This window comes from Nocardia sp. NPDC059180 (assembly GCF_042754945.1).
Taxonomy (GTDB): domain Bacteria; phylum Actinomycetota; class Actinomycetes; order Mycobacteriales; family Mycobacteriaceae; genus Nocardia.
In genome coordinates, this window is the sequence record NZ_JBHZBU010000005.1 from 276640 (window position 1) to 295476 (window position 18837).

The 18837-nt window shown below is 66.5% G+C and carries 18 protein-coding genes; 10 read left to right on the plus strand and 8 right to left on the minus strand.

Annotated features, from left to right (window positions below):
- Positions 1-57: 57 nt before the first annotated feature.
- From ACFXNW_RS18460 to ACFXNW_RS18470, 3 genes are all read right to left on the minus strand, one after another.
- Positions 58-1887, minus strand: a complete 1830-nt coding sequence (locus ACFXNW_RS18460; RefSeq protein ID WP_379418915.1) for an AMP-dependent synthetase/ligase — start codon at positions 1885-1887, stop codon at positions 58-60.
- Between the two features lie 222 nt (positions 1888-2109).
- A complete protein-coding gene (locus tag ACFXNW_RS18465) occupies positions 2110-2778 on the minus strand; it encodes a GTP cyclohydrolase II (protein ID WP_379418916.1) in 669 nt (222 codons plus the stop codon).
- Between the two features lie 89 nt (positions 2779-2867).
- Positions 2868-4352 (minus strand): PfkB family carbohydrate kinase, encoded by a 1485-nt coding sequence (locus ACFXNW_RS18470; RefSeq protein WP_379418917.1) that lies wholly within the window; start codon positions 4350-4352, stop codon positions 2868-2870.
- 349 nt (positions 4353-4701) lie between these two features.
- Between ACFXNW_RS18470 and ACFXNW_RS18475 the strand changes: the two genes are divergently transcribed.
- Positions 4702-5067 carry a hypothetical protein gene (locus ACFXNW_RS18475; RefSeq protein ID WP_379418918.1) on the plus strand — a complete coding sequence of 122 codons (366 nt, stop codon included), beginning with the start codon at positions 4702-4704 and terminating at the stop codon, positions 5065-5067.
- A 20-nt stretch (positions 5068-5087) separates the two neighbouring features.
- Here ACFXNW_RS18475 and ACFXNW_RS18480 read toward each other — a convergent pair whose 3' ends face one another.
- Genes ACFXNW_RS18480 through ACFXNW_RS18490 form a run of 3 tightly spaced genes read right to left on the minus strand, consistent with a single transcriptional unit; the run spans position 5088 to position 7458 of the window.
- Positions 5088-6167: a quinone-dependent dihydroorotate dehydrogenase gene (locus ACFXNW_RS18480; protein WP_379419088.1), complete on the minus strand. Its 1080-nt coding sequence runs from the start codon at positions 6165-6167 to the stop codon at positions 5088-5090.
- A gap of 8 nt (positions 6168-6175) precedes the next feature.
- Positions 6176-6427, minus strand: coding sequence for a DUF5703 family protein (locus tag ACFXNW_RS18485; protein WP_379418919.1), 252 nt, complete (start codon positions 6425-6427; stop codon positions 6176-6178).
- Complete coding sequence (locus tag ACFXNW_RS18490; RefSeq protein WP_379418920.1) at positions 6427-7458, minus strand: hypothetical protein; 1032 nt, start codon at positions 7456-7458, stop codon at positions 6427-6429. The genes ACFXNW_RS18485 and ACFXNW_RS18490 overlap by 1 nt, the downstream gene beginning before the upstream one ends.
- A 160-nt stretch (positions 7459-7618) precedes the next feature.
- Between ACFXNW_RS18490 and ACFXNW_RS18495 the strand changes: the two genes are divergently transcribed.
- The 4 genes from ACFXNW_RS18495 (at position 7619) to ACFXNW_RS18510 (ending at position 11812) form a co-directional block, all read left to right on the plus strand.
- On the plus strand, positions 7619-7969 hold the full coding sequence (locus ACFXNW_RS18495; protein WP_379418921.1) for a hypothetical protein: 351 nt from the start codon (positions 7619-7621) through the stop codon (positions 7967-7969).
- Between the two features lie 6 nt (positions 7970-7975).
- A complete protein-coding gene (locus ACFXNW_RS18500) occupies positions 7976-8530 on the plus strand; it encodes a hypothetical protein (RefSeq protein WP_379418922.1) in 555 nt (184 codons plus the stop codon).
- 28 nt (positions 8531-8558) lie between these two features.
- A complete protein-coding gene (locus ACFXNW_RS18505) occupies positions 8559-10724 on the plus strand; it encodes an MMPL family transporter (RefSeq protein ID WP_379418923.1) in 2166 nt (721 codons plus the stop codon).
- A gap of 65 nt (positions 10725-10789) precedes the next feature.
- Positions 10790-11812 (plus strand): BtrH N-terminal domain-containing protein, encoded by a 1023-nt coding sequence (locus ACFXNW_RS18510; RefSeq protein ID WP_379418924.1) that lies wholly within the window; start codon positions 10790-10792, stop codon positions 11810-11812.
- A 232-nt stretch (positions 11813-12044) separates the two neighbouring features.
- Here ACFXNW_RS18510 and ACFXNW_RS18515 read toward each other — a convergent pair whose 3' ends face one another.
- A complete protein-coding gene (locus tag ACFXNW_RS18515; protein ID WP_379418925.1) occupies positions 12045-12692 on the minus strand; it encodes a TetR/AcrR family transcriptional regulator in 648 nt (215 codons plus the stop codon).
- 112 nt (positions 12693-12804) lie between these two features.
- Here ACFXNW_RS18515 and ACFXNW_RS18520 point away from each other — a divergent pair, with 112 nt between their 5' ends.
- The 3 genes from ACFXNW_RS18520 (at position 12805) to ACFXNW_RS18530 (ending at position 15181) form a co-directional block, all read left to right on the plus strand.
- A complete protein-coding gene (locus tag ACFXNW_RS18520) occupies positions 12805-14451 on the plus strand; it encodes an FAD-dependent monooxygenase (RefSeq protein WP_379418926.1) in 1647 nt (548 codons plus the stop codon).
- A 458-nt stretch (positions 14452-14909) separates the two neighbouring features.
- The gene (locus ACFXNW_RS18525) at positions 14910-15035 is read left to right on the plus strand and encodes a DUF4872 domain-containing protein (RefSeq protein WP_379419089.1); all 126 of its coding nucleotides are present in this window, start codon (positions 14910-14912) and stop codon (positions 15033-15035) included.
- The gene (locus ACFXNW_RS18530) at positions 15014-15181 is read left to right on the plus strand and encodes a hypothetical protein (protein ID WP_379418927.1); all 168 of its coding nucleotides are present in this window, start codon (positions 15014-15016) and stop codon (positions 15179-15181) included. The genes ACFXNW_RS18525 and ACFXNW_RS18530 overlap by 22 nt, the downstream gene beginning before the upstream one ends.
- 22 nt (positions 15182-15203) lie before the next feature.
- On the opposite strand, the gene ACFXNW_RS18535 is transcribed toward ACFXNW_RS18530, so the two are convergent.
- A complete protein-coding gene (locus ACFXNW_RS18535) occupies positions 15204-15788 on the minus strand; it encodes a GNAT family N-acetyltransferase (protein ID WP_379418928.1) in 585 nt (194 codons plus the stop codon).
- 648 nt (positions 15789-16436) lie between these two features.
- Between ACFXNW_RS18535 and ACFXNW_RS18540 the strand changes: the two genes are divergently transcribed.
- Together ACFXNW_RS18540 and ACFXNW_RS18545 are read left to right on the plus strand one after the other, a co-directional pair.
- Complete coding sequence (locus ACFXNW_RS18540) at positions 16437-17465, plus strand: hypothetical protein (protein WP_379418929.1); 1029 nt, start codon at positions 16437-16439, stop codon at positions 17463-17465.
- 481 nt (positions 17466-17946) lie between these two features.
- Positions 17947-18807 (plus strand): TIGR03619 family F420-dependent LLM class oxidoreductase, encoded by an 861-nt coding sequence (locus ACFXNW_RS18545; protein ID WP_379418930.1) that lies wholly within the window; start codon positions 17947-17949, stop codon positions 18805-18807.
- Positions 18808-18837: the final 30 nt, after the last annotated feature.

The window sequence follows — 18837 nt, forward strand, 5'->3', positions numbered from 1 at the left end:
CGGCTGTGGCCCTGGGCGTGATCGCTCAGGGCCACAGCGCTTTCGGCAGGCCTGGGACTACTTCACATCGATGACGGTCTCGGCGACGGGGTCGCCGTAGAGGGCGGCGATCTCGCTCGCATACTTCGCCGCGATCGGCTGACGTTTGAGCGACATCTTCGGCGTCAGCTCCTCACCGCCGGGCTCCCACACCGCGGGAACCACGGTGAAGCGTTTGATCTGCTCGACGCGGGAGAGCTTCTTATTGCCCGCCTGCACCGCGGCCAGGACTTCGTCGATGATCTCGCGGCGGGTGGCCAGTGTGGCGATATCGGCGTCGGTGGTGTCGAGTTCCTTGGCCCGCACGGCCGCGATATCGGGATCGAGCACGATGAGCGCCGAAATATAGGGTTTGGCATCACCGATGGCCACGACCTGCCCGATCAGCGACGACGCCGCCTTGACCGAGTTCTCGATATTGCTGGGGGCGATGTTCTTGCCCGCCTCACTGATGATGAGTTCCTTCTTGCGGTCGACGATGCGCAAGTAACCATCGGCATCGAGGGTGCCGACATCGCCCGTGCGCAGCCAGCCGTCGTCGTCGAAGGCCTCGGCGGTCTTATCAGGCATATTGCGGTAGCCAGGGGTGACGATGGGCCCGCGCACCAGCACCTCGCCGTCGGCGTCCAGGCGTAGCTCCAGCCCGTCCACGGGACGACCGACCGTGCCCGGGCGCGGCTTGTCGAGCTCGGTATAGGTACCGACACCGGTCGTTTCGGACATGCCCCACACCTCCGACACCGTGAACCCGAGGCCGAGGAAATATTCGAGGGTCTCCGCCGGAATCGGCGCCGCACCCGAGGACGCGACCTTCAGCTGGTCCAGCCCGAGCGCGGCCCGCAGCTTCGACAGAACCAGGGCGTCGGCAATCGGATGCTGCACGCGCAGCAGCAGACTGCGCCCGCTACCGGCCAGATCGGCACGTGCCGCGGCGACACCGGTATCGATCGCCCAGGTGGCCAGTGACTTCTTCACTCCGGACTCGGTGGCGAGCTTGGCTTCGATACCGGCCTTGATCTTCTGCCACACTCGCGGCACCCCGAAGAACACGGTGGGCCGCGCATCGGGCAGTGCGGCGGCGACCTCACGCGGATCGGGCACGGTGGTCTGCTGGATACCGGTGAGCAGGTTCATCGCGTGCGCGGAGATGCGGTCGGCGACATGGGCGGCAGGCAGATACGACACGATCCGGTCGTCGATTCCCACCGTGAGCGGGCCGTTGACCAGCGCGATCACCTGCGCCAGCACATTGCGGTGCGTGATCTCCACGCCCTTGGAGGGGCCCGTGGTACCGGAGGTGTAGATGAGGGTGGCCAGATCGTCGGGTTGCACGGCCTGCCAGGCGGCGTCGAAATCGAAATCGTCGGCGGGTGTGGATTCGACTTCCTCGAGGGTAATGGCGCCGGTGACCGGACCGTCGACGACGATCAGATGCTCGATCGGCACACCGGATCCAGTGATGACGTCGAGGAACTTCTGTTCGGTGACCACGACCTTGTTGGCGGCGTTGGTGAACAGGTGAGTGATCTGTTCGGAGGAGCTGGTGTTGTAGATCGAGAACGGCGTGGCACCCAGATGCAGTGCCGCGGTGTCGATCAGATTGAACTCGGGCCGGTTGGTGAGCATGATGCCGACGGTGTCGCCATGGCCGACGCCCAGCGCCGCCAGCCCCGCGGCCAGGGCGCGTACCCGTTCACCGTATTCGCGCCAGGTGATTTCCTGGGTGCCGCCCACCGTGCGTAGCGCGATCTGGTCGGGACGCAGGGTGATGGTCTGCTGGAAGGCTTGCGGCACCGTGTAGACGGTGGTGCCGGAGGGGTGCGCGTAGCCGATGTCTGTTGTGGTCATGTTCCGTTCCCGATGTCGCTGCATGAGCCGAGCGTCCCGGCGTTCGGCCCATCGGAGACGGTCACGGCGACATCTGCCGTCACACCTGCTCACCGATGGCGCGGCACCGAGTGACGCGGCTCACTCATGGTAGCGGGAAATCGGACATTGTGACGTGGGTAACGAAACTGCGCTGATGCCGTTCCGGGGCGGCAGGGTGCCCCGGAACGGCATCGATACGCTCTAGTTGTGGCCCTGAGGTTGCGGTTCGGGCCGGTCGAGCAGCGTGGAGTCCGACTCCCAGGACGCGGTGTCGGTGGGGATCCAGTGCCCGCGCCGCTGCCTTTTGGCCTCCAGATACTGGGCCGCGCGATCGCTGAGCGGGGTGGTGGCCAGCGGGACCGCGGTGACCTCGATAGCGGCATCGCGTAGTGCCGCGACCTTGTCGGGGTTGTTGGTGAGCAGCCGCACCCGGGTCAACCCGAGTTCGAGCAGACTCGTCGCGGCGTGGGTGTAGGTGCGGGCGTCGGCGGGCAGGCCGAGGCGTTCATAGCTGGTGAAGGTGTCGGCGCCGGAGCGTTCGCTTTCCCGGTAGCCGTGCGCCTTGGCGACCAATCCGCAGCCGCGGCCCTCCTGCTCGAGGTAGATCAGCACGCCCGCGCCCTCGTTCTGGATGGCGTCGAGCGCCTTGGCGAGTTCGGGGCCGCAGTCGCAATCCTGGGAACCGAGTGCCTCGCCGTAGAGGCAGCGCGAATGCACTCGGACCAGGCAGCCCTTACCGGGTTCGCCGAAGACGAGCACATGCCCGTCCGCGGCGCCGCCGGCGACTTCCTGAACCCGAACCCTGATATCGCGCCCGCCGCGGGTGAACCGGTGACCGGTGTCGCCGGTCGGTACCGCAACTGTGGTCAACGCGCCTCCTGTGTTGTACGGGGTGGTGCCCCGCCGGTTCGGTGCGTGCAGCGCGATCGCGGCCGTACCGAGCCTCTCCAGTGGTGTGGTTACCGCTCCTCCGGACCGAGCCGGACGAGTCGGTCGATCTCGCCTGCCAGCGGCATGGCGCCCGGGATATCGCCGAAGGACTGGGTCGCCACCATCGCAGCGGTCGCCCACACGTAGTCCTGTTCCTGTGCAGGTCGGCGCGCCGACAGGAGCCTATACGCCAGCGCTCCCGCGAACGCGGCCCGGGCGCCCGGTGAATCACTGAGCGCGGCAGGGAAGCGGCCGACGTCGAGATCGACGTCCTCCGAGCGCACCGTGCACGCGAAATCATCGATGACACAGACGGTTCGGACACCGAGTGCACGCAGATGCCTGGCGATGTGGTCACCGGAGGTGGCCTTCACCTCGGGCACCATTTCATCCAGCTCCCAAGTGGCGCCTATCAGATAATCGACCGCCCCCAGATGCTGATACAGGTGCTGAGGAGCGTCCACCGGCGGCGCCGGATGCACCATCAGCAGCGGACGCGGCCGCATCCGCCGCACCCGCGCCATGACCTGCTCGATCACCGGCAGCGGTTGCTCGAAAGTCAGCAACACCGCATCGGAGGCGGCGAGCGCGGCGTGCAGGGCGGGGCCGGTGAGTTCGCGTTCACCGAGCCGGATGCGGTCGTCCTTGCAGCCGATACTGGCCGCCACACCCGTGGCGGTGATCATCACCGAGGTCACCGGAGTGGCGGCATCGCGCACCACCGTCACCAGTTCGGTGTCGACGTTCTCCTCCCGCAGATAGTCCAGGATTCGGCGTCCGGCTTCGTCGTCGCCGACGGCGGCCACCAACCGCACATCCAGCCCGAGGCGCGCCGCGGCAACGGCACGGTTGAGGCCCTTACCGCCGGGATGCTCCTCGAAGCTGCCGCGAGTGGAGGTGCCCGCGGCCGGGACGTGATCGACGCGGTAGATGTGGTCGATGACGGCATCACCGATGACTGTCAGCACACCGGGCGCGATCTTCGGTTCGTGCGCGCCCGCCGCGATGTCCACGTGGCGCTCGGGCGGGGTGCCGAATACCGGGCCGGTGGTCAGCAGTCCGGCCAATGCACTGAACGCCCGCCGCTCCGGGCTTGCACGCAATGACCGCACCGTCGGGGCGGGCGGGATCTGGTCGGCGCCGGCGATTTCGTGCAGCAGCTGCCACCGCTGGGTCAGATACTCGCGGCGCTCGCCCAGATCCTGGGCGTAGAGCAGGTCCAGATCGACGCCGTCGGGCGCCGGGTCGCGCAACAGCCCGAGTGACAATTCGGCATCGGTGATGAGGCGATGGGTGGGCGGCAGATGCCGTGCGAGGTCGCGAACCACCGGCAGCACCGCATGCTCGGGAGTGAGCCCGGCGCGGCGGGCGTGGCGGCGCACCGCGGGCAGATCCAGCAGCGGACCCACGTCGATCTCGGTGGTGCGCAGTCGTTCCGGGCTGAGTCCGGACCTTTTGCACAGGCGCGTGAGGATATTGCGCACGGCGACCATGCCCGAGTCCTGCTGGACCATGGCGTCCACCCTTTCGACATTTCCCGGTCGTGAACGAGGTTTAACGACCGGCACTTCCGGCAATTACCATATCGCAACGGCAATTGACCGCCAGTCCCGGCAAATGACAAACTGGGTGGCGAGAAAGCGCCGCACCAGACGGACGGGAGGCCCTGGTGATGACAACGACGCTGATGATCCGCAGCCGCCGGCGCAGGCAAACACAGTCCGCCGGCCACGTCGGGACGGACCCGGACGCATCTACACCCGTGGTGTAGCGCCCACATCCATCCCGCTCCGCACGACGGTAGCGACGCCGCGCCGGCCCATCCGGCCCGGTCTCGGTGCCGGAGTTCGTCAGGAGGCAGCTGTGACCATCTATTTCACCGACTGGTCGATGACCAGCGACATCACCCCCGAGGCAGCCCATCGCGTGCCCGGGCACACCGATACGCCATGGCGACTGAGCTGGCTACCGGATCGGCGCTTGAGCGTCGAACAAGCCCGCGCCGGTATGGAGCTCGACGAAATCGTCAGCGATCCGGGCCTGGTGCACGATCAGGCCGCCCTGGCCCGCGGCGTGAACTACGCGGGCATGCTCGGCCTGCTCTGGGAACACGCCGTGGTGCTGCTCTACAAGCGGCTCAGTGCACGGCTACTCGAGGGCGCCACGGTGCCTGCGGACCTGGACGATGATTTCCGGTACGCGGGCGGCCCACCGTGCGTACTCAGCTGATCGCGCCGCCGCGCCTGATGTCAGGCGCGCGCGGTGTGGTCGGAGCCAACGGCCTCGGCCAGGCTCGCATAACCGTTGTCGCGCAACTTCTGCGCCAGACCGCGATGAATGTGGCGGGTCCACAGCAGGCCGCCGTAGATGAAGCCGGTGTAGCCCTGCAACAGGCTCGCTCCGGCGCGAATGCGTTCCCACGCCTGATCGACGGTTTCGATACCGCCCACCGACACCAGCACCAGCTGGTCACCGACCCGGGCGTACAGCCTGCGCAGCACCTCCAGGGAGCGGTCGGCGACCGGGGGACCGGACAGCCCGCCCGCCCCGATCTCGGCGACCCGTGCTGTGTCGCTGGCCAGGCCGTCGCGGCCGATGGTGGTGTTGGTGGCCACGATCCCGGCCAGGCCGAGTTCCACCGCCAAGTCGGCGACCGCATCGATATCGTCGTCGGACAGATCGGGTGCGATCTTCACCAGCACCGGCACCTCGACGGTGTCGAGCACCGCGCGGAGCAGCGGGCGCAGCGACTCCACCGCCTGTAGATCCCGCAGCCCAGGGGTATTGGGGGAGCTGACATTGACGACGACGAAATCGGCGAGCGGCCCCAGAAGTCGCGCACTCGTCGCGTAGTCGGCGGCGGCGTGCTCGGGTTCGACGATCTTGGTCTTACCGATATTGGCACCGATCGGCACCGTCGGGCGCCGGCGGGCGTGCAACCGCGCCGCGGCAGCGGCGGCACCCTCGTTGTTGAAACCCATCCGGTTGATCAGCGCGCGGTCGGCGGGCAGCCGGAACAGTCGCGGCGCCGGATTGCCGGGCTGAGCCTGCGCGGTGACAGTGCCGATCTCGGCGAATCCGAACCCCATCGCACCCCAGGCGTCGGCACCGGTGGCGTTCTTGTCGAAGCCCGCGGCCAGTCCGAGCGGCGCGGGGAAATCGACCCCGAACACCGTGCTGCGCAGAATCGGATCGTTGCTCACCAGCAGCCGGTTGAGCAGGGCGCGTGACGGCGGGAAGGCGGTGGCCGCACGCAGGGCGGCGAAGACGAGATGATGGATGCGCTCGGGCGGAACCAGGAACATCACCCGCAGCAATAACCGGTACAGCATCGAACTCACATCCCCGGCTCTGCAGTAACCGGGCTGGTCAGTGGGGTGCGGCGGCGGCGAAGCAGGACACGGCGACTGCCATCGGTGTAGGCGCGCACCCGCGATAGCTCCCATCCGCCGTACTCGGCCTGGATGGCCAGGCGCATCGACGCGGTCACCCTGGTCACCTCCGGTGGCAGCCGCAGCGGCACGTATTCGTAATCATCGGTGCTGGTTTCCCAGCCGACCGGTAGCGCCGCGCGCCGGCTCGCTGCCATCACTGCCCTCTCTTCCGCTCGTCCGCGCGAATCCGCTGCAGACCGTCACCGGTCGCGGACCCGACGAACAGATCGCCGCTGCGCTCATCGACGGTCACCGAGTTCGGTTGCCCGACGGTGGGGTAGCGGCCCACTTCCTCCGGTATACCCGTCGACAGATCGAAACCGACGACTTCGTTGCTCTGCGTGCACGTCACCCACACGGTGTCCGACCGTTGGTCGTAGGCGAGCGCGTAAGGCGATGATCTTACCGGGAAACGCTGATGCAGGACGAGCGGTCCGGTCGTGTAGACCAGCAGTTCCCCACCGGCGGTGTCGGTGACGACGATGCGGCCGAACCGGTCGGCGATCATGTTGGTGGCGCCGTCACCGGTGCGCAATGCCAGACCGAGGTGGTCTTCGGTGGGGTCGATCTCGGTGATCGAGGTCTGATGACGATCGAGCACGGCGACCCGGTCACCGGCAACGGCCAGCGCATCCGCCGAGATCAGCCCGTCCACGCTGTCGCTCACCCGGCCCTGTTCGTCGAGCCAGAGCACCCGGCCGTCGGCGGTGCCGACGATCAGCGCGCCGTCGGCGTTCAGCTGCACCGATCGTGCGTCGCCGTCGACGGGGACCTCGGTGACGGTGCCGGTGGAGACATCGACGCGCAGCACTCGGTTCGTGGCAGGGATGAGGACCTCGCCGGGCACGCCCTGGGCCACCATGGCGCCGGGGGCCGGCAAGGTAACTGGTGTACCTGCGTCGGGGGTGGGGTTCGCCGGATCGATGAGATAGACCACAGCTGTATCGCCGCGCGCGTCGAGGGCGGCGATGCGGCCGGTCTTCGCCTCGGCCAGCAGCGCGCCGACCGGCTGAGTCACCGGCAGGACCGCGCCTGCGGGTGTAGCGCTCTGCTCAGGCGCGGCTGCGGCGGTGGCAGGATCACGGGTGGGGACCTTGTCCGGGTCGGTGTCGGACGAACAGCCCGCCAGCAGCGCGAGGACCGTCACACCTGCCAGTATTGCCGGGACCGAGCCACGTGGGCGCATCCACGAACTCCTTCTACCTCTTGACACAACCGCGAACCTCACAATCTGACCACGACGGTGCGGTGACCACGTCGGAGGGGGTTTGTGAGCGCGTTGAACGGATAATTGTGATGGGGAGTTACGGTTGAGTCCGCACAGCGTCCGATGTCAGGAGTTCCGGTTGAAATCTGAACATCCCTCGGGATTTTCGATCGATGACTTAACGATAGGTTCGTTTGCGCACGGATTCGGGACGACCGACGATGGCCGGCCGTTCGCGTTCCGCACTGTCCGCTCCACGCTGCGCCTCGAGATTTATCGGCCCGACCTCGACACCGACGTCCCCGCGCCCGAAGACGTCGTCGCGGTCGCCGAGGTCAGGGTCACCGATATCGATCTCGACGATGAACGCAGTGTCGTCGCATTGGTGCGTGATCTGGTGCCCGATGCCGTTGCGACCGTCGCCGACCGCGACGTGACCACGGTCCGGGCGCTGCTCGGCCGTATAAGCTCCGTGATCGATGGTATGTAGGTAGTGATGCGTTACACACCTTTCTCCCGCGCCGACAGACCTGTCCGCGCCGCACTGGCGGCCGCGGCGCTGGTCGCGCTGGCCGCCACCTCGGCCTGTGGTTCGGGAGTCGACGACGATGCCGTCGCCGCGGCCCGCTCCTCGGCGAATGCGGCCCTGTCGTCCTCGGCGGCAGCCACCTCGTCCTCGATCGCCGCGCGGGTCCTGCCGACCGCCGCCGAACTCGACGCCCAGATCAAACGGGCGCTGGACCCGACGCTGCCCGATGCCGAGCGGACCGGCCTCATCGAAGACGGTGAGGCCTTCCGCGACGCCATCCCCGATATGTACAAGGCGTTGCAGGACAACCCGCACGCGGTCTACGGCGTCACCGACCCGGTGTTCGACAACCACGACGGCACCCTGACCGCAACCATGCGGCTGGACAAGGACGGTAGCGGCACTCAGATCCGCACCACTGTGGTGCATTTCGTGTATATCGACGGACGCTGGAAGATCTCGCGCACCGACTTGTGCGGCATCCTGCGTTCGGCCGATTACCGCACCCCGGCCTGCGGCTGATCCGGCAGCGAGAACGTCACCGATACCCATGATCTCCACTGGCCCGCAACGGTGGGGGCGCTTCGTCCACCGTCATCGCTACCTCGTCTTCGCCATCTTCCTGCTGGCGGTCGCGCTGTCGGGGTTCTATGGCCGTGACTTGTCGGGCCGGTTGACCCAGGAGGGCTGGTTCGACGAATCCAGCGAATCGGTCGCGGCGTCGAAGCTGGCCGACGCCACCTTCGGCCGCGACACCGACAGCGACCTGATCCTGCTCTACACCGCGCCCGAGGGCCGCACCGTCGACGATCCCGAAATCCGTGACGCCGTCACCGCCCAGCTTGCCGGCCTGTTGGCCGAGCACCCCGAGCGGGTCCTCAAGATCGACAGCTATTGGGACAGCGCTTTCACCAGCGGATTCGCCGACGACACCCGCACCCACGCCTTCGCAAGCGTCGGCCTGCACGGTGAGGGCACCGCCACCGTCGACAACTACACCGCCATCAAACCCGATCTACATGCAGGCGTTCCGGGTGGCGGGCCCGCGGGCACCACCGTGCAACTGGCCGGGCTGCAACCGGTGGTCGAGGGCATCAACACCGGAATGCAGGACGACATTCACCGCGCCGAGCTGATCGCGCTGCCGCTGGTGGCGATCCTGCTGTATTTCGTCTTCGGTGGCGTCATCGCCGCGCTGCTGCCGGTGCTGATCGGCGGGATGACGATCCTCGGCACCCAGGGCATCATGCGGTTGCTGACCGACCACATCGAAGTCAACGTCTTCGCCAGCGCCGTGGTGACGCTGGTGAGCCTCGGATTGGCGATCGATTACGGGCTGTTCACGGTCACCAGATTCCGCGAAGAACTGGCCGCCGGACGCAGCGTCGAGGACGCCGTGGCACGCACCGTCGCCACCGCGGGCCGCACCGTGCTGTTCTCCGCGGCGATCATCGCCGTCAGTCTGGGTGCCCTGCTCATCTACCCGAACGGTGTGCTGCGCTCGGTGCCCTATGGCGGTATCAGTTCGGTGCTGCTGGCGGCGGCGCTGTCGGTGACGGCGCTGCCCGCGGTGCTCGGCATCGTCGGCCACCGCATCGATCTGTGGGGCTGGCACCGCTTCGCCAAGACCAAAACCGCCGAGGAGATCGACGCGGGGTTCTTCTCCCGGCTCGCTGTGCTCGCGATGAAACGCCCGTGGCTGGTGATCGTGCCGATCGTGCTCGCGCTGCTGGCGTTGATCGTGCCGTTCCGCCATATCGAATTCGGGGGCCTGAGCGAACGCTATCTCGCCGATGACAACTCCGCCCGCGTCGCGCAGGAACAGTTCGACGAGATGTTCCCCGGTTTCCGCACCGAACCACTGAAACTGGTAGTGGTGGGCGCGGATCCGCAGCAGCTCAGCGATATCCGCTTCCAGGCCAACCACACTCCCGGATTGACCGGGCCGTTCGAACCGGCCGCACCCACCAAGGACGGCATCAACGTCCTCAACGCGGGCCTGGTCGACGACCGCAGCGCCGACACCGCCATCGCCACCCTGCGTGCCATCGAAGCGCCAGCGGGTGTGGAGATAATGGTGGCCGGTGTGCCCGCACTCGAACGTGACAGCATCAACGGGCTCATCGACGGGCTGCCGCTGCTGGTCGTGATCCTGATCGCGGCCGCGCTCACCTTGATGTACCTGGCGTTCCGGTCGATGGTGCTGGCGATCAAGGCGGTGGCGATGTCGGCGCTGAGCCTCGGCGCCACACTAGGCATCCTGACCTGGATCTTCGTCGAAGGCCACGGCGCGGACCTGTTCAACTTCACCCCGGGCCCGCTGATGTTCGCGGTACTGGTACTGATCGTGACCGTGGTGTTCGGCCTGTCCACCGACTATGAGGTGTTTCTGCTGTCGCGGATGTCGGAGGCCCGCGCCGACGGCGCCGACCCACCCGAGGCCATCCGCTACGGCATCGCCCATACCGGCGGGGTGATCACCTCGGCGGCGGCGATCCTCATCGTCGTCACCGGAGCGTTCGGATTCTCGGATCTGGTGCTGATGAAATACATCGCCTACGGCATGATCGCGGCACTGGTCCTCGACGCCACCGTCGTGCGAATGCTGCTGACACCCGCGCTGTTGAAACTCATCTGGCGTGATCGCGGTCCGACGCGCCGTCCGCAAGCCGTCGAGGCTACCAGCTCCGAAACCGCCGAGTCACTGCGGAAATGATCGCCTGGGCGCGTTTTCGCTACGGAGTTGGACTCTCCGGCTAGCGGAGGGTCCATCATCGTGGCATGACCACGGTGACCGGCATCGATGCCCGCGAAATGCAGCATTGCGAGACGACAGCTCTGGGCGTGCTGCTGCGGCACCAGAGTCTGGATCTGTCCGAGCCGATGCTCTTCGGCCTCGGCTCCGGTCTGTCGTTCATCTACTGGGACAGCAAGAACATCGGCTTCCCCTTCCTCGGGGGACGGGTCAAACCGTTCGAGCTCACCAGGAACCTGGCCGCGCGACTCGGGCTCGATCTGACAGTCCAGGAAACGACCTCCGCCCGCCGAGCTTGGGAGAACGTGGTGGGCGCCATCGACGACGGACGCCCCGTCGGACTCCAACTCGACAGCTACCACCTGGACTACTTCGGTTCGAAGGTTCACTTCGGCGGCCATATCGTCGCCATGTACGGCTACGACGACCGCAACGCCTATCTGGTGGACACCGCCCAGCAAGGCGGAAAGGTGACCACCAGTCTGACCAGCCTCGCCGCAGCCAGGGCAGCGCGCGGCCCGATGACGGCCAAGAATCGTTCGTTCACCCTCATCGCTCCGAACGGCCTACCCTCCCTGAAAAACCACATCATCCCCGCGATCACTACTTGCGCCAACGCCTTCCTGAACCCACCGATCGCCAACCTCGGCCACCGAGGAATCACCAAGGCCGCCAAGCTGATACCCACCTGGCTCGACCGGACCGACACCCCACAACGGGACCTACCGCAGGCTGCTCTCCTGATGGAGAAGGCAGGCACCGGCGGCGCCCTGTTCCGAAACCTTTACCGCGACTTCCTCGCCGAGTGTCTCGAGGTGTTCGACAACGACCATCTGCGTACCGGCCACCAGCTCTACGCCGAAGCCGCCGCGCTATGGACAGAGGCAGCCGCCCTGATCTCGGCAGCCGGTGAATCAGGTGACGCGCAGCGCCTTACCGAGGCGGGCGCCATTCTCGACGATCTGTCACGGATCGAGCACGAGGCGATGACGGTGTTGAGCTGTCTGGAGGGTGATCATTCGGAGGAGGTCGAACGGAGGCTTCGATAGCAGCGCAGGGGTCTACCCATTGGATTCTTCTATCCAAGGGTCGGCCGATCGCGAAGCCGGACCGCAGCTGGCTGATCGACGCACCACAAGGCGAATGGAGCTACCCGGGGTCGGCCGATACCAATCTCGGATGCAACGGCACCTGGTTTCTCATCGTGTGCTGAGGGAATCGGGGAACGGCTCCAGCCGCGCCGGTCACCCCGGGGCGCCGATGATGTGGATCCGAGGATGGTCAGATTGCCGGGCCTTCGGCGAGATCGAGCCCGAGGAGCCGGGCGACGATGGCGAGCTGTTGGGCATATCGATCGATGAACTCGGGGCTGCGGGGGTCGACCTGACAGAGGCCCTCGATGACGTGCGGAATGCTGGTGGTGGCCATTGCCGCTGCCATCAGGATGATCGTCAGGCAGTCCGGGTCCAACTCCGCCGGCAAGTGGCCGGATTCCTGTTCGGCGCGAAGGTGATCGACGAAGCGTTGCATCCGCCCCGCACGCGGTGCGTGATCGGGATCGTCGTGTGGGCCGGTGTATTCCAGGCCGCTCCAGGCCAGCAGCCGGACTCCCTCTGGGTTGTGCAAACCTTCCAGCGCGTATCGGCGGATCTGTTCGGGCAGGGAGGTGCCGGAGGGGATCAACGCACTCTCGCGTTCTCGCCAGCGTTCCGAAATGGCCTGGTATAGGCCCTCTTTGCTGTCGAAGTAGTACCAGATCAGCTGCTGGTTGACCCCGGCCTCGGCTGCGATCGCGGCGGTCCTGGCGCCCGCGTACCCGTGCGCGGCGAACTCGGCGACCGCCGCGTCCAGGATGAGCTTGCGGGTGCGTTCCGGATCGCGGCGGCGCTCCTTCGGCGTCGGTGAGCGCCGGGGTTTCGAAGGCGTCATGACGGAATTCTAACGGCACACAGCAGTGTCAACTGACCAAGCTATTTAATCAAGTAACTACTTGACTCTGGGTCCTGTGTACCTGATAGTGGGTGGATCAGGTTACGCAGCCATGGGACCGCACATGATGACCGAACCGCACGAACACACGACCCCGGTACTCATCGTGGGAGGGGGCATCACCGGCCTGTCGGCGGCGTTGTTCCTTGCACGCCACGGTGTCGGCTCGATCTTGGTCGAACGTCATCCGTCGACCGCGATCATGCCGCAGGCGCGAGCATTCAATCCACGATCGATGGAGATCTACCGCGCCCTCGGGCTGGAGGAGCAGATCCGTGAGCGCCAGTCGATCCTGGCCGACATGCCGGAGATGATCGGCGCGGACACCCTCGCCGGCGACGAACGCTTCCGCGTCGACATGCTCGCCCAGGTTCGGCCCGGCGACGTCAGCCCCACCGACTGGGCGATGATCGACCAAGACGAACTGGAACGCGTGGTGCGCGCGCACGCCGAGCGCGCCGCAGCGGACGTCCGGTTCGGCACTGAATTGATTTCCTTCGAAGCCGAGGCCGACGGCGTGACAGTCACCGTGCGCGACCTCGGCAGCGGGATCGAATACCGCATCCGCACCGACTATCTCATCGCCGCGGACGGCCACCGCGCCGGAATCCGTCATCGACTCGGCATCGGAGCGGACGGACCCGGAGTCCTGGGGCACGCCGCCCATTTCGTCTTCGACGCCGATCTCGACGCCGCGCTGCGGGGACGCCGATTCCTGCTCGCCTACCTCGACCGTCCCACGACCGGCACTGTATTGATCCCAGTGGGGCAGCACGGGCGATGGATGCTGGGAGTGCCGTTCGAGCCCGACCAGGGTGCGGGCCTGGAAGGTTTCACCGAGCAGCGCTGTATCGAATCGGTCCGCAGCGCGGTCGGCATCGCGGACCTCGGCATGACGCTCGTGCCGCCGGCGCCCGGATGGAGCCGGAAGCCGATGGATGTCCGTATCGGGGCCTCGGTAGCCCACCGATACCGCGCCGACCGAGTGTTCTTCGCCGGCGACTCCGCCCACGTCGTCCCACCGACCGGATCCTTCGGCGCGAGTACCGGCATCGCCGACGCACACAACCTGGCCTGGAAACTCGCCGCCGTGCACCACGGGCAGGCGGGACCGCGACTGCTGGACACCTACGACGCCGAGCGCCGCCCGGTCGCGCACACGACGATGGCTACCGCGATGCATATCCTCACCGCTCGCCACCACGCCTGCGGCGACGAAGCGACCGGGATCGATGAATTGACCATGACCTTCGGCTACCGCTACCGGTCTGCGGCCGTATGCACCGAACCGGGGACACCCGCTGACCCGGTGGAGGACCCGCGCGTTCCCAGCGGCCGCCCCGGGCTGCGGGCACCCCACGTCTGGCTGGAGCGGGCCGGGACAGCAGTATCCACCCTCGACCTGTGCACCGGCGCCTTCACCTTGCTCGCCGGTGCGCAGGGATCCGGGTGGGTCACCGCAGCCGAAGCAGTGGCCGCCGCATTCGACGTCGACCTCGGTACCCACCGCATCGGCGCTGACGTTACCGACCCGCACGACCGATTCCTGCTCGTCTTCGGCATCACCGTCACCGGCGCCACCCTCATTCGCCCGGACGGTTTCGTAGCCTGGCGCGCACGCAGCGCACACGAGCGGCCCGAACAAGAACTACGCCAGTTGTTCAGCCAGCTGCTTGCCCGCGACTCCGCCGGGAGTTGACGATCATGACCGCCGGACCCGACTCCGCCGCCTTATCCGCTCGGGTCAGGGATCGTCGTAGTTGCTCGGCCACCAGATCGATAGCACCACGACACCAGTGGAAGACCGAGCACGAAAACCGATCCGAGCTGAGCGGCGCTCACCGGCGCGCCCCTCCGATGATCGTCCGGCGCGCGAACGAAGCACGCGGCGTAGCGCATTCGACGTCTGCGACCGTCATGACCCGATCCAGCGTTATCGCGTCGATGTGCCCGGGGACGGCACGATCACTACATCGGCCCCGAGGATTCGACCTGTTCAGCCAAGCCCAGCAACGGCGGATCAGCCCAGTGCAATGGATACCCCAGCCGCCGGGCTAGTCGCCGGATCTGTGCCGCATCCCAATCGCCGGTTGGAGACGACGGGTCGATCCAGCCGAGCGCGAACATTCGTAGTCACCCCTGACAAGTCGCGGCGCCCTGTTTCGAAACCTCTACCGCGACTTCCTCGCCGAATGCACCGAACTCCTCGACAGCGACCATCTGCGCACCGGGCACAGGCTCTACTCCGAGGCCGCCGCGCTATGGACAGAGGTAGCCGCCTGATCTCGGCAGCCGGTGAATCAGGTGACGCGCAGCGCCTTACCGAGGCGGGCGCCATTCTCGACGATCTGTCACGGATCGAGCATGCGGCGATGCAGGCGTTGAGCTGCCTGGAGGGAGATCGCCCGACGGAGATCGAGAGACCGTGATAACACGCGGCGGATGCGGCTTCTAGCTGACCTCGGTGTTGCGCTTCAGCAATGGACGTCGCCGGCATGCGCGGTCGGCTGCGACGGCGAATTCCTCCGCCAGCACGCCGTAGAGCATGAGATCGCTGTGGTGGCCGTCGACTAACCGAGCCTGGCGGGCGACGCCCTCTCGCACCGCACCGACAGCCGTGCACGCTGCGATCGCCGCGCGGTTTCGGTCGAGAATCCAGGCATACATCCGGTGCAGCCCCATCACCTCGAATCCGAATCTCCCCAGCAGTTCGGCGGCCTCGATGCCGAGAGCGCCACGCAGGTAGCGCGCTTCGCCGATCGCTACGCCGAACTCGGCGGAGCGGTCCTCCGGGCTCTGGCGGTTCAGCGAGCCCATCCCGATCGGAGTTCCGCCGTCGGTCAGGCACACCATGAAAGACACATTCCCGTAGGAAATGTTCTGGTGCGCGGCGATCCACTGCTCCCATGCCGACCTCGACTGTGGATACCGTTGCCCGACGGCTGTGCGGAACCAGTCTTGCTGGAACCACCGGTAGAGCGTTTCGGCATCGCCGGGCTCGGCCGCGCGCAGCGCAACACGATCGCCTGTGATCATCGGCTTCCTCTTCCCTGAGATGGGCTCGCTCCCGCGAGCGGGCATCAGAGATTGATGTTGAACAATCCCTTTTCGGGGAGCCCGCCGGTCGGATAGGCGACAATCGGGTCGACAGACGCTGCGGAGTCCGCAACCTCTGATGCACCGGGTTGTATGAGGCACTGAATCGACACTGTCCCGTCGGCACATGTCGGGATCAGCTCCTCGAGGCCTAGCATCGTGTACTCCTGTAGCTGTACATCGTCGTTCTCCTCACTGTGTGATGGTTTCGGGTATGCGGTAGATCCGGAACCCGGCCCGTGATTCGGACAATTGCCATCATCGGTGAGATCGGTGCGCGACCACATCACCATGCGGGTGGAAAGTCCTCATCCCTGCTCTACTACGTGTCTGCGCGGGATGCCTCTTACCGACGCGGCCGCCATCCTCGGCGATCTGTCGCGCCTCGAACGCGAGGCGATGGACGCGTTGATCTGTCTGGGGGGAGATCACTTGGCTGTAAGTACGAATTCTGAGACCACTTATCCGTGAATTTTGGCGTCACCCCGATCGGCGTGTCTGGTCGCCGGGTGTGTCAGAAGGGCACCCGAAATTCGGCTGTTACCACGGCAACCCGCGTTGTCAGAGTCATTTGGCAAGATCGCGGCTATGACCAGCACCCCGTCCACTCCGCCGCGGCCGTTCGACGTCACCACCGTCTTCCCTCAACTGGCTCCGCTGGCCCGCACGGCGACCCGGTTGCACCCGCGCCCCGGGTTGCCGTCACCGCAGGACAGTTCCATCGGCGGACCGTTGCTCTGGCCCGCCGACGAGCAGTGGCCACACTGCGACGGACCTCATGTAGTGGACGGAATGAACCCGACCCTGCCCCCAGCGGAGGTGAGGCTGGAACGACGGATCCGTGCCGCCTCGCGCGGCAGGACCCTGACCCCGCAGGAACGAGAGGCCCTCGAGCGAATTCGCCCCCTGCGGGAGTACCCGCTCACGCTGGCGATCGCCCCATATGAGGGTTCCATAGCGATGCTGCCGGTCGCACAGCTCTACGCACGCGACGTGCCCGATCTGCACACGCCTGAAGGCGCAGACCTGCTCCAGGTCCTGTGGTGCCCCTTCGACCACCCGATCATGCCCAAGACCAGGCTGTTCTGGCGGTCGGCCGCCACAGTCACCGACATCCTCGCCACGCCCCCCGAACCGGCCGCGATGCAGTTCGACAACTACCTGCCCGAGCCGTGCCTGCTCAACCCGGAACAGGTCACCGAATACCCCGACCACAGGGAGCTGAGCATGGAACTCCAGGAGCAGATCGGAAACTGGAGTGTGTGGCAGGCAGCCGACACGGGTGTGGACAGCGCCTACGCGTCGTACCCCCCGGAGTTCTACGCCAATGAGTTGGCCGCCGCACCCGGCTGGAAAATCGGCGGCTGGCCTCGCTGGGGAGCCACCGACCCCACCCCCCGGCTCTGCCCTACCTGCGACAGCGATATGGATGCCCTACTGACCATCGCCACGTTCGAGGCCGGCGGCGACAGCGGCTGGCTTCCACACGAGGAACCGGCACATGAACCACTCATCGGCTTCAACCACACTGCGGTCCAAATAGGCAGCGGCTACGACCAGCAGCTCTACGTCTGCCCGACGGCGCCGGAGCACGCCCACACCGAGCTGATGCACTAGCCGGCCACGCAACACCGGGCTCACGCCCCCGGTCGCGCACACGACGATGGCTACCGCGATGCGTATCCTCACCGCTCGCTACGGATCCGGACTACGCGCCGTCGTCGACAGGGTTACGGACCGTCATAGTCGCTCGGCCACCAGATCGATCGCACAAAGACCATCAGCGGAAGACCGATCACGACCCCAATCCGAGCTCAGTTGCGCTCCCCGCTGCACGCCGCCGAGGATTGTTCAGCGCGCGAACGACGCACGTGGCGCCGGGCGTTCGAGGGTCTGCGACCGCCATTACCAGGGGTAGTGGTGCAGCTGGCCGGGATTCGGCGCTAAGGATCGGACAGCTGTGATCGCCCGATGATCATGGCGGCAGGCGTGACTCTGCGGGGAATTTCCTCGCAGCGGGACTCGGTTGACCGCGGAGTCGGTTGTGCTCGCCGGATACCCCGTGAACCAGCAGCCAGGCCCGATCGGAAGGCAGAGAATGAAATTCGCCGTCAGCTACAGCACCGCCCACCTCGGGACCGATCCCGATCAGATCGCGGACTACGCGCGGCACGCCGAAGCGTGCGGGTTCGAAGGGCTGTATCTGCCCGAGCACCTGGTCTTGCATCCGGGAGCGCAGCTACACGGTTTCGAGGTTCCGCCCACGCTGTCGTTCCTCGACCCGCTCGACACGCTCGCCTACGTCGCGGCGGCCACCGATCGGCTCCTTCTGGGCACCGGCGTCCTGCTGCTGCCCTACCGACACCCCGTCGTCCTGGCCAAACAGCTGGCCACCATCGACGTCTTGTCCAAGGGACGGATGCGATTGCTGACCGTGGGCCTGGGATCTCTCCCAGCCGAGGCCACGGCCACTGGAGTCGACTACCGGACCCGGGGCCGCAGGGCTGATGAGGCCATCGACATCTTGAGGCTGCTGTGGTCCGGTAACGAAGAGGGCGTGTCCTTCCACGGCGAGTTCTTCGCCTTCGACAACCTCGTCCAGTTCCCGCAGCCCTATCGCGACACCACGCTTCCGATTCATATCGGCGGCTCGAGCCGGGCGGCGGCACGGCGCACCGGATTGCGGGGCGATGGATACTTCGCCGGGGGTGCCTTGCTCCCGGACGAGCGCATGTCCCAGTGGGAGCTGGCGCGGGTGACCGCCACCGAGGCCGGACGCGACCCCGAACGCCTCGAGTACACCCGCTGGAGTGGATTCGACATGACCGACGAGCGGCTCGCCGCCTTCACCGTGCAGGGCGTGGACCGGGTGGTGATGAGCGCCGGCTCCTCCGACCCGAACGAGCAGCGCGACGAACTATCCCGATTCGCCGAACGGTTCCTCACCATTCATCAATGAGGTCGACAGGGCCCTCGCCGCTGTGAAAGG